Here is a 14,408-nt window from a genome sequence, read left to right as displayed (position 1 = left end):
CCTGATCACGGCCGTGATCATCGTGCTGCAGGGCCTCGCCAACACCTACACCGTCCAGCTCGTCGCCGTACTGAACCGGATTTCCGTGTGGTGGCTGCTGATCGGACTCGTGGTGATCGTGGGCGCACTCATAGTGATGCCCGACCATCATCAGTCGGCGTCCTTCGTGACGCATTTCGAGAACAACACCGGCTTCACGAGCGGACTTTACGGCGGCATGCTCGGCCTGCTGGTCACCAGCTGGACCTTCACCGGGTTCGACGGCAGCTTCCACATGTCCGAGGAAACGGTTCGCGCGACGGTGAACGCGCCGAAGGGGATCACCCGCGCCATCGGCTATTCGGCGATCACCGGCCTGATCCTGATACTGGCACTGGTCTACAGCATTAGCGACTACAGCAAGGTGGCGGGCTCCTCCGCGCCGCCCGTCCAGATTCTCATCGACGGCCTCGGCCTCGGCGCCGCCAAGGTGATGCTCCTCATCGTGATCGGCGCGATGCTCTTCTGCGGTCTCGCCAACCTCACCAGCAACACGCGGCAGATCTTCGCCTTCTCCCGGGACGGTGCCATGCCCGGCTCGCGCCTGTGGCACTCGGTCTCCCCGCGCACCCGTACGCCCGTGAAGGCCGTGTGGCTCGCGGTGGCCTGCTCGCTCGCCCTGGTGGTCCCGGGCTGGTGGTCGCACACGGCGTTCACCGCCATCGTCAGCGTCAACGTGGTGGGGCTCTTCCTCGCCTACGCGGTGCCGATCTTCCTTCGGCTGCGGCTGGGCGACGAGTTCCAGCCCGGCCCCTGGCACCTGGGCCCCTGGGGGAAGCCGATCGGCTGGCTCGCGGTGGTCTGGATCGTGCTCAGCAGCGTCCTGTTCATGCTGCCGCAGGCCTCGCCGATCACCGTCGACTCCTTCAACTACGCGCCGATCGCGCTGGCCGTCGTCCTGGTCGTGGCCACGGTGTGGTGGTTCGCCACCGCCCGCCGCCGCTTCCAGGGCCCGGTCAGCTACGGCCGCCCCGACGAGGTCGCCGCGATGGACCTGGTCTGACCCACACAGGCCACGGCCACGGCCCCGGCGCACGGCACCCCGTCCGCGCCGGGGCCGTCGTGCACCCTCACACGTTGTTCCAGTGGCCCAGACCAATATTGGTGGCGCGCCATGTGCGGAAGTGCTGGCAGGGGCATGCCGTCTCCTCCATAGTTGGCGCACAACCACTCCGGACCAGGAACGACTCGGATACTTGGGGGTAACCGAGCCCATGAGCAGAGCCCAGCAGCCGTCCCGCCGATCCGTCCTCACCGCCGCCGTAGCCGCCGCGGTCGCCTCCGGGGCCGTACCCGCCGCCACCGCGACGGCGTCCGCCGCCGACGGCGACGACCCCGCCCAGGCGGCGGCCCGCCCCATCGACTACCACGCCTGGACCACGTACCGCGACTGGCGCTGCGGCACCGTCCAGGGTGTGCGGGCCGTCTCCGGCCCGCGCCCCGGCGTCGAGATCGCCGTCGCCGCGGGCCGCACCGACTACACCGACCCGCACACCGGCACCACCGCCAGTTGGGAGTACGCGACCTGGACCTCCCCGGTCCACCGGCTCGCCGTGCCCGCGACGGAGGTCGTCGCCTCCTGGAACGCGCACACCCCCGACGGCACCTGGCTCCAGGTCGAGCTGCGGGGCACGTACTCCGACGGCACCGACACGCCCTGGTACGTAATGGGCCGCTGGGCGGCCGGAGACCAGGACATCAAGCGGACCTCGGTGGACGACCAGAAGGACGGCAAGAGCACGATCTGGACCGACACCTTCGCCATCGACGACGCGAGCACCGGCCTGCGGCTGGCCGCGTACCGGCTGCGCCTGACCCTCTACCGCAGGCCGGACACCCGGCTCACCCCGACCGTCTGGCGGCTCGGCGCCATGGGCTCCGACATCCCCGACCGTTTCACCGTGCCGGCCTCCACCCCCGGGCTCGCCCGGGAACTGGGCGTCCCGCGCTACTCGCAGGAGATCCACAAGGGTCAGTACCCGGAGTACGACAACGGCGGCGAGGCCTGGTGCAGCCCCACCTCCTCGCAGATGATCGTCGAGTACTGGGGCGGCCGGCTCACCTCCGAGCAGCTGTCCTGGGTCGACCCGTCCTACGCCGACCCGCAGGTGGACCACGCGGCCCGCTTCACCTACGACCACCAGTACCAGGGCTGCGGCAACTGGCCCTTCAACGCCGCCTACGCGGCCACGTTCAAGGGCCTCCAGGGCGTGGTCACCCGGCTCGCCTCGCTCACCGAACTGGAGACGCTGATCGAGGCCGGCATCCCGGCCATAACGTCCCAGTCGTTCCTGAAGACCGAGCTGACCGGGGCCGGGTACGGCACCTCGGGCCACCTGATGACCGTGATCGGCTTCACCCCGGACGGCGACGTGATCGCCAACGACCCGGCCTCGGTCGACGACGCGGCGGTGCGGCGCGTCTACCTGCGGCGGGAGTTCGAGAACATCTGGCTGAGGACCAAGCGGTACAACGCCTCCGGGAAGGTCGTCTCCGGCACCGGAGGGGTCTGTTACCTCTACTTCCCGGCCCACCCGAACCCGCGCCAGCGCAAGGCGCTCGAGGCGGTGGGCGTCTGCTGACCCGAGCCGTGTGAGCAAGGTCTCCGCCGCAAACGCCGTCGCGGGTGGCAAGGTGGACAAATGGGTGGGGGGATTCCACTCCGTACGTCCGACCTCTGCGAGAAACCATGACCGCACAGCAGGCCACCGCCACCCGCGTCCGCACCGGCGGCCCCCGGGAAGACGGCCCGAAGATCCTCGAGCACGTCATGGGCTGGGTGCTCGTCGTGGTGTTCGCGATGCTCGTGACCCAGCTCGGTCTGCTCTGACCCGGCGCCTTATCCGGTCGGCATGTTCTGACATACTGCGGATGTCCCGCCGACCTCCTAGACCAGGGTCGAAATTGAATATGCGTCAACAGAGTGCCGCCGTCCGTCCCCGGGCGCGCGGCACCGAGCGTTCCGTGGCGCGTCGCGCCGAACTCATCGCCATCGGGCGGAAGTTGTTCGCCGACACGTCCTACGACGCGCTGTCCATGGACGACATCGCCCGGCAGGCGCATGTCGCCAAGGGGCTGATCTACTACTACTTCCACTCCAAGCGCGGCTACTACCTGGCGATCATCCAGGACTCCGTCGCCGACCTGGTCTCCTTCGCCGCGAGCGGCCTCGAACTGCCCGCCGTGGACCGCGTCCACCGCACCGTCGACAGCTACCTGCGCTTCGCCGAGCACCACCAGGCCGCCTACCGGACCATCGTCAGCGGCGGGGTCGGCTTCGACACCGAGGTGCACGCCATCCGGGACGGTGTGCGCGAGGCGATCGTCGCCACCATCGCCGAAGGCGCCTACGGCCGCAGCGACATAGCCCCGCTGGCCCGCATGGCCCTGCTCTCCTGGGTGTGCAGTGTCGAGGGAGCCACCCTCGACTGGATCGACCGCCCCGCCCTCTCCCGCGACACCATGCGGGACCTGCTGGTGAAGACGCTCGGCGGATCCCTGCGCGCCATCGAGGAACTGGACCCGGCCTACCCGACCCCGCCCCCGGCCCGCCGCGAGGTCTGACGGCAAGGAGCGGAGGCTCGTGGTCCTCCGCTCCAAGTCCTGCGCCTTCCGGGGCTAGTTGATCGCCTTGATCAGCTCACCGTTCGTGGTGTCGCCGCTCAGCTCCCAGAAGAAGGTGCCGCCGAGGCCCTGCTGGTTCTTGTACGTCATCTTCGTGCCGATGGTCGCCGGGGTGTCGTAACTCCACCAGTTGTTCCCGCACTTGGCGTAGGCCGTGCCGCCCACCGTGCCGGTCGCCGGGCACTTGGTCCTGAGCACCTTGTAGTCGTCGATGCCCTGCTCGTACGTCCCCGCCGCGGGGCCCGTCGCCGTGCCGCCCGGCGCCGCCTGCGTGACCCCGGTCCAGCCGCGCCCGTAGAAGCCGATGCCGAGCAGCAGCTTGGCGGCGGGGATGCCCAGGCCCTTGAGCTTGGCGATGGTCGCCGAGGTGTAGAAGTTCGCCTTCGGGATGCCGGAGTAGGAGTTCAGCGCGGAGTGCGGGGCGGTCGGGCCGGCCGCGTCCCAGGCGCCGAAGTAGTCGTACGTCATCGGGTTGTACCAGTCGACGTACTGGGCCGCGCCCGCGTAGTTCGCCGCGTCGATCTTGCCGCCGCCGCTGGCGTCGGCGGTGATCGCCGCGGTGACCAGGTTGCCGGAGCCGAACTTGGACCGCAGCGCGGCCATGACGTTCTTGAAGGCCTCCCGGCCGCTGGTGTCGCAGGTGTTGCCGCAGGCGTTCGGGTACTCCCAGTCGATGTCGATGCCGTCGAAGACACCCGCCCACTTGGAGTTCTTCACCAGGTCGTAGCAGGACTGGGCGAAGGCGGCGGGGTTCTTCGCGGCCTCGCCGAAGCCGCTGGACCAGGTCCAGCCGCCGAAGGACCACAGGACCTTCAGCCCGGGGTGCTTCTTCTTCAGCTTGAGCAGCTGGTTGAAGTTGCCGCGCAGCGGCTGGTCCCAGGTGTCGGCGACGCCGTCCACGGACTCGGCGGCGGTGTAGGCCCGATCGGTGGCCGCGTAGGAGTCGCCGAGTGCGCACTTGCCGCCGGTGACATTGCCGAAGGCGTAGTTGATGTGGGTCAGCTTGGCCGCGGAGCCCGAGGTCTCGATGTTCTTGACGTAGTACTTGCGGTCGTAGGTGCCCCATTCGGTGAAGTAGCCGACGACCTTGGAGCCGGCCTTGATCTGCGGAGCGGCCGGCGTGGCCGCGGTCGCGGTGCCCGCCCCGGCCAGCAGCCCGGCGCCGAGGACGGCGGAACACGCGGCGGCGACGAGCGCCCGGAACCGGGCGCGGGGACGGTGGGGAGTGTGCATCGGGTGGCTCCTCGTGGGGGAGAGGGGAACGCGCGCCGATTGGCATGAACGCGGTAAAGCGTTGGTCATGCACAGTAGGAGGACTAGACCACTAGGTCAATGGTTCGGACCAATTTCGGGTGTGCGGAGAGTTCCGGCTGGATTCTTGAAGTAAGCGGTCGTTAACTGGTGACGGGAGGTCGCTGATCGGGCATACTCACGGCACAGAGCCGCTGGTCAGCCGCTTCCGAGACCCGGAAGCGGGCGCCTTCGGCGAACCGGAACGACCAGGCGGAGCCGCCCCCACAACGGGCCAGACCGCCAGTGCCCGAACAGGGAGGAGACCGACGCCATGTCCGACCGCGACCCGCAGCCGGTGGAGCGTCAACTGCCCACGGAAGAGGCGAGGGATCTGCTCGCCCTCGTCCGTGAGATCGCACAGCGCGAGATCGCGCCGAAGGCGGCCGAGGAGGAGGACGCCGGACGCTTCCCGCGCGAGGTCTTCACTCTGCTCTCGGACTCGGGCCTGCTGGGCCTGCCGTACGACTCCGAGTACGGCGGCGGCGACCAGCCGTACGAGGTCTACCTCCAGGTCCTGGAGGAGCTGGCCGCGGCCCGCCTCACCGTCGGCCTCGGCGTCAGCGTGCACACGCTCGCCTCCTACGCCCTCGCCGCCTACGGCGCCAAGCAGCAGCAGGTCGAGCACCTGCCCGCGATGCTCGGCGGCGGACTGCTCGGCGCCTACTGCCTCTCCGAGCCGTCCTCCGGCTCCGACGCGGCCTCCCTGCGCACCAAGGCCGTCCGGGACGGCGACGGCTGGGTGATCACGGGCACCAAGGCCTGGATCACGCACGGCGGGATCGCCGACTTCTACACCGTGATGGCCCGCACCGGTGAGGACGGCCCGCGCGGGATCACCGCCTTCCTGGTGCCGGGCGACGCCGAGGGGCTGAGCGGCGCGATGCCCGAGAAGAAGATGGGCATGAAGGGCAGCCCGACCGCCCAGGTCCACTTCGACGGCGTCCGGGTCCCCGACGGCCGGCGTATCGGGGAGGAGGGCCAGGGCTTCTCGATCGCCCTGTCCGCGCTCGACTCCGGGCGGCTCGGCATCGCGGCCTGCGCCATCGGCCTGGCCCAGGCGGCACTGGACGAGGCGGTGGGCTACGCCACCCAGCGCCGGCAGTTCGGCCACCCCATCGCCGACTTCCAGGGCCTGCGCTTCATGATCGCCGACATGGCGACCCAGATCGAGGCCGGCCGCGCGCTGTACCTCGCGGCCGCCCGGCTGCGCGACGCGGGCAAGCCGTTCGCCAAGCAGGCCGCCATGGCCAAGCTGCACTGCACCGACACGGCGATGAAGGTCACCACGGACGCCGTGCAGATACTCGGCGGCTACGGCTACACCGCCGACTTCCCGGCCGAGCGTTATATGCGCGAGGCCAAGGTCCTGCAGATCGTCGAGGGCACCAACCAGATCCAGCGGATGGTCATCGCCCGTCACGTGGCAGGACCGGAGGGTCGCTGAACTGCCCCCTGAGGACCGTCGGGGCCGCCAGCCTGACCCACTCCGGGTCGTGGCGGCCCGGCAGGGTGCGGCCCCGGTCCGCCCAGGTGCGCATCAGGGCGAGGTAGATGGGCGGGTCCAGCGGCACGGGAGGCGGAACCGATTCTGCGGGGCGCGGCACGAAGATGAGGCGCTGACGCCCGGTCGCCGAGTACGTGGGGGTCATGCCCGGGGAACGCGCCGGGCGCCGGTCAGGTCACGGCCGGGCGGAATCGAGCGCGAGTTCAGGGACGTCCCGTTCCGGCTCTGGTCTCCTCCGATTGTCTGACGTACCGTCAGCGGACTGTCTCCCAGGGGGGTGTCCGTGACCGACGACCGTCCCGTACCGCTCGACGAGTACCCCGTCCACCAGGTGCCGCTGTCCATGAAGCACGTGGCGACCGGGGACCGGAACGCCTACGACCGCTGTATCTTCCACGTCTTCGACCACACCGGCCGTGCCCTGCTCATCCTCGGCCTCGGGGTCTACCCCAACCTGGGTGTGATCGACGCCTACGCGACCCTGCGCACCGGGGACACCGTGCACGCCGTCCGCGCCTCGGACGCGCTCGGTGAGGACCGGATGCGGCTCGCCGTGGGCCCGCTGCGCATCGAGGTCCAGGAACCGCTCCGGCGGCTGCGCCTGGTCTGCGACGACGAACTGTCGTACGACCTCACCTGGACCGCGGCCTTCCCGGCCCTGTGGGAGCCGCACCACCTCCAGCGCCGGGGCGACCGCCTCACCCTGGAGGGGCGCAGGTTCGTCCAGGCGGGCACGGTGGCGGGCGTGATCCGGGCCGGCGGCACGGAGTTCGAGGTCTCCGCCGAGGGCTGGACCGGCACCCGGGACCGCAGCTGGGGCGTGCGGCCGGTGCCGGGGGAGGAGGGCGGACGGCTCGCCGAGGACCACCCGACCGAGGGCTTCCACTGGATCTGGTGCCCGGTGCGCTTCGAGGACCGCTTCCTGATGGTCATCACCCAGGAGGACGCCGACGGTTACCGCACCCTGAACGACGCCACCCTGCTCCGCCCCGGTCACCGCGACCGCCAACTGGGCTGGCCCCAGGCCGAGATCACCTACCGCTCCGGCACCCGCCACCCCGAGCGCGCGGTCCTCCACCTCGGCGACCCGCGCAAACCGCTGGAGGTGGAGGCGGAGATCCTGGCCTCCTCGCCGCTCGCGGTCGGCGCGGGCTACCCGCCGTCCGACGACTGGCAGCACGGAACCTGGCAGGGCCGGGGATGGGTCGACCGTCGTACGTACGACATGGCGGCGCCGCACCCCCTCGCCGCCTACGGCGTCACCGACCACTCCGCCCGCTTCCGGATGGACGGACAGACGGGCTACGGCATCTTCGAGCACGGATCGTTCGGCCGGCACGACCCGAGCGGCTTCACGGGCTTCGACTCGGTCGCACCCTGAGGGAGGACGAGATGGCCACGGCACCGCGTCCGCGCACCAGCACCCGAGACCCCGAGGAACTCGCCCGGCGCCTCACGACCTGGCTCGGCACCCGGCTGCCCGGGGCCAAGGCCGCCGGCGTCACCGTCCCGGCCTCCAACGGGATGTCCAGCGAGACCCTGCTGTTCGACATCGAGCACCCCCGACCACCGCTGCGTTCCTGCGCGTTGCGGCTCGCGGCGGACCCGGCGGCGTACACCGTCTTCCCGGAGTACGACATGACCCGCCAGTACCGCACCCTGAAGCTCGTGGCCGACCGCACCGACCTTCCGGTACCCCGGGTGCTGTGGCTGGAGGAGGACCCGGACCCGCTCGGGGCGCCGTTCTTCGTCATGGAACGGGTGGCCGGACGGGTGCCGCCGGACGTCATGCCGTACACGTACGAGGGCAGTTGGCTGCACGCGGCGAGCGACGCGGAGCGCGAGCACCTGGAGGCCGCCACCGTCGGTCTGCTCGCCCGGCTGCACGACCAAGTGCCTTTGGATGACGCCGAGTTCCTCACCCTGCCGGGTGAAGGTGACGCCCTGCGCCGGCATGTGACGGCTCAACGGGCCTACTACTCCTGGGTGATCGACGGGCTCGCCCGCTCACCCCTGATCGAGGCCGCCTTCGACCGGCTGGAGCAGCTGTGGCCGCAGGAGCCCGGCGCGCCCGTCCTGAACTGGGGCGATGCGCGGATCGGGAACGTCGTCTACGACGGCTTCGACCCCGTCGCCGTCCTCGACTGGGAGATGGCGGCTCTCGCCCCGCGCGAGGTGGACCTCGGCTGGACCGTCTACCTGCACCGCTTCTTCCACGACCTCACGGCCGCCTCCGGACAGCGCGGACTGCCCGACTTCCTGCGCCGCGACCGCGTCGAGGCCCGCTATGCCGCCCTGACCGGTCACACCCCGCGGGACATGGAGTTCTACACCCTCTACGCGGCCCTGCGTCACGCGATCGTCATGCTGCGCGTCGCGTACCGCCAGGTGCACTTCGCGGAGGTCGCCGTCCCGGCGGACCCGGACACACTGATCCTGCACCACGGCAGTCTGCGCGCCATGGTGCAGGGCAGCTACTGGGATTGAGCCGGGCCGGTCCGCAGGGACTCAGGCGGCCTCGCGGCGCATCGCCGGTACGCGCATCGGGCGCGAGCCCGGGCCGCCGACGTGCGAGAAGGGCTGCGTCCGCCAGTTCAGACCCTGGGGGAGCGTGAGCAGCAGGGCCGTGTCCTGCTCCTGCGGCTCGACGGACTCGTCCGCGGGGCGGGCGTCGGCCGCCGCGCGGCCCGTGCCCGCACAGACCGTGAGCCCGAACGGGTTCCACGGCGAGGCGCACAGCGCGTGCTCCGGCAGGATCTCCTCGTCCGCCAGCAGTGCGATCGGCTGCGCGCAGTCCGGGCAGATCACCCGGTACATCTCGAAGGTGTCGTAGGCGTCGAGCTCCTCGGCCTCGAGGGCGTCGGGTTCGACGCCCTCCGGCTCGGGCTCGACCACCGGCTGGAGCCGCTTGGACGCGGAACGACCAGGGCGCTTGAGACTCTGCATGGGTTTCTCCCCCTAAGGCTGGGCCGAGAAGGCGCTGCGGCCTCGACCACACCAAGCACTTCCCGTCCGCTCTCGGCGGTAATCACGAGAGCATCACGGAGCCTTGTCGAGCGCTGTGGCGTTCGTCACATGCCGTGTGCAGGTGCCCGGTGCGGTGCTTTTTGTGCCGAACCGGGTGTGACCTGCGTTGCTGAGCTATCCCAGGAGATCAAGAGCACTGTAGGTTTTGGCGCCATGGAGGAGCTGGACCGTCAGATCGTGCAGCTGCTCGTCAAGGACGGGCGGATGAGCTACACCGACCTGGGCAAGGCCACGGGCCTGTCCACGTCGGCCGTGCACCAGCGGGTGCGCCGGCTCGAACAGCGTGGTGTCATCCGCGGCTATGCCGCGGTCGTCGACCCCGAGGCCGTAGGGCTGCCCATGACGGCCTTCATCTCGGTGAAACCCTTCGACCCCAGCGCCCCCGACGACATCTCGGACCGCCTCGCCGGCGTCCCCGAGATCGAGGCCTGCCACAGCGTCGCCGGCGACGAGAACTACATCCTCAAGGTGCGTGTGGCCACCCCGCACGAACTGGAGGAGCTGCTCGCCCGGGTGCGCACCCTGGCCGGCGTCTCCACCCGCACCACCGTCGTGCTGTCGACCCCCTACGAGGCGCGTCCCCCGAAGATCTGAACCGGCCGCCCCGGTGCCCGAAGTCTCCCGCGCACGCGAGAGACTGTCGGGCATGAGTGAGCAGTCCGCCGACCCCGAGACCGTCCTCCTGCGCCGCGGAGAGGTCCACAGCCCCGCCGACCCCTTCGCCACCGCGATGGTGGTGGAGCGCGGCCAGGTCGCCTGGGTCGGCTCCGAGGGCGCCGCCGACGCCTTCGCCGACGGCGTGGACGAGGTGGTCGACCTCGACGGCGCCCTGGTCACCCCGGCCTTCACCGACGCCCATGTGCACACCACCGCCACGGGCCTCGCCCTGACCGGCCTGGACCTGTCCGACGCCCCGTCCCTGGAGGCGGCCCTCGCGCTCGTCCGTGACTTCGCCACGGCCCGCCCGGACGACCGGGTCCTGCTCGGGCACGGCTGGGACGCCGCCCGCTGGCCCGGCGGCCGCCCGCCGACGCGCGCGGAACTCGACGCGGCCACCGGCGGCCGCCCCCTGTACCTGTCCCGCATCGACGTCCACTCGGCGGTCGTCACCTCGGCACTGCTCGACCTCGTGCCCGGTCTCGGCCCGGTGGACGGCCCGCTGACCGCCGACGACCACCACGCCGTGCGCGAAGCCGCCCTCGCCGCCATCACCCCCACCCAGCGCGCCGAGGCCCAGCGCACCGCCCTCGCCCACGCCGCCTCCCTCGGCATCGGCTCCGTGCACGAGTGCGGCGGGCCGAAGATCTCCTCCGAGGACGACTTCACCGACCTGCTGAAGCTGGCCGCCGAGGTGCCGGGGCCGCGGGTGATCGGCTACTGGGCAGAGCGGGCCGACGAGGGTGTGGCCAAGGCCCGCGCTCTGGGGGCCCACGGCGCCGCCGGTGACCTCTTCGTGGACGGCGCCCTCGGCTCGCATACCGCCTGCCTGCACCAGCCCTACTCCGACGCGGGCCACACCGGCACCGCCTACCTGGACGCCGACGCCGTCGCCGACCATGTCGCCGCCTGCACCGAGGCGGGGCTCCAGGCGGGCTTCCACGCCATCGGTGACGCCGCCGTGAACGCGGTCGTGGAGGGCGTGCGCGCCGCCGCCGAGAAGGTCGGTCTCGCCCGGGTCCGGGCCGCCCGGCACCGCGTCGAGCACGCCGAGATGCTCACCCCCGAGACCGTGGCCGCCTTCGCCGAGCTGGGCCTGATCGCCTCGGTCCAGCCCGCCTTCGACGTGCTCTGGGGCGGCGAGGACGGCATGTATGCCCAGCGTCTCGGCGCCGAGCGGGCTCGCACCCTCAACCCGTTCGCCGCCCTGCTGCGCGCCGGCGTGCCCCTCGCGTTCGGCTCCGACAGCCCGGTCACACCGCTCGACCCCTGGGGCACGGTCCGCGCCGCCGCGTTCCACCGGACCCCGGAGCACCGGGTCTCCGTACGCGCCGCGTTCACCGCGCACACGCGCGGCGGCTGGCGGGCCATCGGCCGCGACGACGCGGGCGTCCTGGTGCCCGGCGCGCCCGCCGACTACGCCGTCTGGCGAACCGACGAACTCATCGTCCAGGCACCCGACGACCGCGTGGCCCGCTGGTCGACCGACCCGCGCTCCGGCACCCCCGGCCTGCCCGACCTGACACCGGGCCGTGACCTGCCGGTCTGCCTGCGCACCGTCGTGGGCGGACGGACGGTGTTCGTACGGCCGGGCGAGTGATCTCCCGGGGTGGCGCGGCGGTGATCGTCCGCCGCCGCAGCGTCGCCCGACCTGCGCATCCTCCGCCTCCACCTGCGTCGGGAGGGTATCGGTGCAGGTCAGACGGTTGTTGACAGTCGACGGCCGGGGGCCGGTAGGTTCGGCCGAGTCCACCACCGGACGCCCGACCGAGGAGTGTTCGCGCACTCGTCGCAGCGCCGCTGGGTCAGGGACGGTGTGCCGTACCGGGGCACCGTCACTGGGAGCCAGGCTCAGCGCCCGCGCCGACGAGGGAACGTTCCGGCCGGTCGGCAAGGTGTGACCCGGGTGGGGCCCGGATGCTCAGTAGACAACGGCTTTCGGTCGTCCCGCAGCCAGCGGGTCCCAGGTCGGCCCGAAGGGCGCCGGGCCCCCATCCGCCGCCGGCTGAGGTGCCGAAAAGTACGTTCTTACCCCACTCTTGTGGAATCGACACCAGCGTACGAACGAGCAGGCGCGTCATCCCAGGCCGGGGCCACTATGGTGGACGCCTGCGTACGACATGAAGGGGCAGCAGTGAACGACGGCGACGGGACCCTCGCGGCCAAGGCCCAGGGGAGGCAGTTCGGTCCGCTCGGCACGGCCTTGGTGATCATCCCGACCTACAACGAGGCGGAGAACATCAAGACCATCGTCGGCCGGGTGCGCAAGGCCGTCCCCGAGGCTCACGTCCTGGTGGCGGACGACAACAGCCCCGACGGCACGGGCAAGCTCGCCGACGAGCTGGCCGCCGAGGACGACCACGTCCAGGTACTGCACCGCAAGGGCAAGGAGGGCCTCGGCGCCGCCTACCTCGCGGGCTTCCGCTGGGGCCTGGAGCACGGCTACGGCGTGCTGGTCGAGATGGACGCCGACGGCTCCCACCAGCCCGAGGAACTGCCGCGGCTGCTCACCGCCCTCAAGGGCGCCGACCTGGTGCTCGGCTCGCGCTGGGTGCCCGGCGGCCGGGTGGTGAACTGGCCGAAGTCCCGCGAGTTCATCTCCCGCGGCGGCAGCCTCTACTCCCGCCTGGCCCTCGACCTGCCGCTGCGCGACATCACCGGCGGCTACCGCGCCTTCCGCCGCGAGACCCTGGAGGGCCTGGGTCTGGAGGAGGTCGCCTCGCAGGGCTACTGCTTCCAGGTCGACCTGGCCCGCCGCTCGGTCAAGGCCGGCTACCACGTGGTCGAGGTCCCCATCACCTTCGTGGAGCGCGAACTCGGCGACTCCAAGATGAGCAAGGACATCCTCGTCGAGGCACTGTGGCGGGTCACCGCCTGGGGCGTCGGCGACCGCGTCGGCAAGCTCACGGGCAAGGGCAAGCGGGCCTAGGGTCTCTCCGCGGCTCCACAGCTGTGGCCGATCCTCCCCTTATCCCGCGCTGAGCCGCGTCCAGGCACACTGGGGGCATGACGACTGGCGCTCCCACCTCTCCGCCCACCGCCCGGCCCCGGCGTTCCCGGCTGCGCAGGTATCTGCCGCTGGGGATCGCCGCGTGGCTGGTGCTGGAGATCTGGCTGCTGACCCAGGTCGCCGGTGCGGCGGGCGGCCTCACCGTGTTCCTGCTCCTGGTGGCGGGCTTCGTCGCCGGATCCGTGGTGATCAAGCGGGCGGGCAGGCGCGCCTTCCAGAACCTGAACGAGGCGCTGCAGCGCGGCGGCTCGCCGGCGCGCGGCGGCGGCAACGGCCTGATGATGCTCGGCGGCCTGCTGCTGATGATCCCGGGCCTGATCTCCGACGCGGCCGGTCTGCTCCTGCTGCTCCCGCCGGTCCAGAAGGCCGTGAGCCGCTTCACGGAGCGCGCCCTCGACAGGAGCCTGCGCAAGGCGGCCCCGGGCACCCTGGGCGACGCCTTCCAGCAGGCCCGCATCCACCGCCCCGACGGCAAGGTGGTGCAGGGCGAGGTGATCAGGGAGGACGCCGGCCGGGAGCCGGGGGAGCAGTGGCCGCCGCTGACTCGCTGAGCCGAACTCGGCTGTGCGGCTCCCTCCGGGGCCGGGCAGCACGAAACCGCGGGCGCCGTACGTCTTCACGTACGGCGCCCGCGGTTACTCGTGTGTCTCGCGTTACGCGCTCTTGCGGCTGTCCCGGGGGTGAACCGCGATGTTCATCGCCCCCGAGCGCAGAACCGCCAGACGCTCCTCGAGGACCTCTTCGAGCTCCTCACGGGTGCGCCGCTCCATCAGCATGTCCCAGTGGGTACGCGCGGGCTTGCCCTTCTTCTCTTCAGGGACATCGCCGTCCACCAGGAGTGCCTGGGCCCCGCAGACCTTGCACTCCCACTCCGGCGGGATCTCCGCCTCGACCGAGAAGGGCATCTCGAAGCGGTGCCCCTTCTCACATGCGTACTCCACGGCCTGGCGCGGAGCCAGGTCGATACCGCGGTCCGTCTCGTAGCTGGTCACTACGAGGCGCGTACCGCGAAGAGCTCGCTCACTCATGAATCGTGCCTCCCGGGCTTGTCGCCCACAGGACAGGTGTCGCTGTCGTCGTCATCCGGTCAACGTCCGGTCGGCGGTAAAGATTCCCGTTCCGAGTCCCGTTCCGGGTCATGCGTCGCCGTCGTAGCCGCCCCTTGTTCTACCCACAGGCGCCCGGTTTGTCACATCTGCTAGCAGATGTCACCCAGCGTTTCGGCATCTTTGACGCGCAGTAACGGTACGCCTG

15 protein-coding genes are annotated in these 14,408 nt (G+C 71.1%); 11 read left to right on the top strand and 4 right to left on the bottom strand.

The annotated features are described in order from the left end of the window. The 4 genes from BEK98_RS35305 to BEK98_RS35295 form a co-directional block, all read left to right on the top strand. The coding region (locus BEK98_RS35305; protein ID WP_094220821.1) for an amino acid permease at positions 1-1,042 on the top strand (1,042 nt) is incomplete at its 5' end. A gap of 211 nt (positions 1,043-1,253) precedes the next feature. After that, on the top strand, positions 1,254-2,621 hold the full coding sequence (locus tag BEK98_RS35300) for a peptidase C39 family protein (protein WP_094220820.1): 1,368 nt from the start codon (positions 1,254-1,256) through the stop codon (positions 2,619-2,621). Positions 2,622-2,728: 107 nt separating this feature from the next. Then, positions 2,729-2,869, top strand: a complete 141-nt coding sequence (locus BEK98_RS48135; RefSeq protein WP_107428310.1) for an SCO1431 family membrane protein — start codon at positions 2,729-2,731, stop codon at positions 2,867-2,869. 80 nt (positions 2,870-2,949) lie between these two features. After that, positions 2,950-3,603, top strand: a complete 654-nt coding sequence (locus tag BEK98_RS35295) for a TetR/AcrR family transcriptional regulator (RefSeq protein WP_167444334.1) — start codon at positions 2,950-2,952, stop codon at positions 3,601-3,603. 54 nt (positions 3,604-3,657) lie between these two features. Here BEK98_RS35295 and BEK98_RS35290 read toward each other — a convergent pair whose 3' ends face one another. After that, a complete protein-coding gene (locus tag BEK98_RS35290) occupies positions 3,658-4,896 on the bottom strand; it encodes a glycoside hydrolase family 18 protein (RefSeq protein WP_094220818.1) in 1,239 nt (412 codons plus the stop codon). Between the two features lie 331 nt (positions 4,897-5,227). Here BEK98_RS35290 and BEK98_RS35285 point away from each other — a divergent pair, with 331 nt between their 5' ends. Continuing rightward, entirely contained in the window at positions 5,228-6,400 is a 1,173-nt protein-coding gene (locus tag BEK98_RS35285) for an acyl-CoA dehydrogenase family protein (protein WP_094220817.1), read from the top strand. Here the strand turns inward: BEK98_RS35285 and BEK98_RS35280 are convergent. Continuing rightward, on the bottom strand, positions 6,363-6,605 hold the full coding sequence (locus tag BEK98_RS35280; protein WP_094220816.1) for a hypothetical protein: 243 nt from the start codon (positions 6,603-6,605) through the stop codon (positions 6,363-6,365). The two genes, BEK98_RS35285 and BEK98_RS35280, sit on opposite strands and share 38 nt — an antisense overlap. A 138-nt stretch (positions 6,606-6,743) precedes the next feature. Between BEK98_RS35280 and BEK98_RS35275 the strand changes: the two genes are divergently transcribed. Next, positions 6,744-7,841 (top strand): Rv3169 family protein, encoded by a 1,098-nt coding sequence (locus BEK98_RS35275; RefSeq protein ID WP_094220826.1) that lies wholly within the window; start codon positions 6,744-6,746, stop codon positions 7,839-7,841. 11 nt (positions 7,842-7,852) lie between these two features. Beyond that, positions 7,853-8,947: a phosphotransferase family protein gene (locus BEK98_RS35270; RefSeq protein WP_094220815.1), complete on the top strand. Its 1,095-nt coding sequence runs from the start codon at positions 7,853-7,855 to the stop codon at positions 8,945-8,947. A gap of 21 nt (positions 8,948-8,968) precedes the next feature. Here BEK98_RS35270 and BEK98_RS35265 read toward each other — a convergent pair whose 3' ends face one another. Further along, positions 8,969-9,406 (bottom strand): hypothetical protein, encoded by a 438-nt coding sequence (locus BEK98_RS35265; protein ID WP_094220814.1) that lies wholly within the window; start codon positions 9,404-9,406, stop codon positions 8,969-8,971. A 234-nt stretch (positions 9,407-9,640) separates the two neighbouring features. Between BEK98_RS35265 and BEK98_RS35260 the strand changes: the two genes are divergently transcribed. The 4 genes from BEK98_RS35260 (at position 9,641) to fxsA (ending at position 13,705) form a co-directional block, all read left to right on the top strand. Next, on the top strand, positions 9,641-10,081 hold the full coding sequence (locus BEK98_RS35260; RefSeq protein ID WP_094220813.1) for an Lrp/AsnC family transcriptional regulator: 441 nt from the start codon (positions 9,641-9,643) through the stop codon (positions 10,079-10,081). 52 nt (positions 10,082-10,133) lie between these two features. After that, positions 10,134-11,744 (top strand): amidohydrolase, encoded by a 1,611-nt coding sequence (locus BEK98_RS35255; RefSeq protein WP_094220812.1) that lies wholly within the window; start codon positions 10,134-10,136, stop codon positions 11,742-11,744. A 534-nt stretch (positions 11,745-12,278) separates the two neighbouring features. Continuing rightward, entirely contained in the window at positions 12,279-13,073 is a 795-nt protein-coding gene (locus BEK98_RS35250) for a polyprenol monophosphomannose synthase (protein WP_094220811.1), read from the top strand. A gap of 77 nt (positions 13,074-13,150) precedes the next feature. Next, positions 13,151-13,705: an FxsA family membrane protein gene (gene fxsA / locus BEK98_RS35245; protein WP_094220810.1), complete on the top strand. Its 555-nt coding sequence runs from the start codon at positions 13,151-13,153 to the stop codon at positions 13,703-13,705. Between the two features lie 102 nt (positions 13,706-13,807). Here fxsA and BEK98_RS35240 read toward each other — a convergent pair whose 3' ends face one another. Continuing rightward, positions 13,808-14,182, bottom strand: coding sequence for an RNA polymerase-binding protein RbpA (locus BEK98_RS35240; RefSeq protein ID WP_030247095.1), 375 nt, complete (start codon positions 14,180-14,182; stop codon positions 13,808-13,810). Positions 14,183-14,408: the final 226 nt, after the last annotated feature.

The sequence above is a fragment of the Streptomyces diastatochromogenes genome (assembly GCF_002242805.1).
GTDB lineage: Bacteria > Actinomycetota > Actinomycetes > Streptomycetales > Streptomycetaceae > Streptomyces > Streptomyces diastatochromogenes.
The sequence above is the reverse complement of the archived record's forward strand: the minus strand, read 5'-3'. Positions and strand labels throughout refer to the sequence as shown.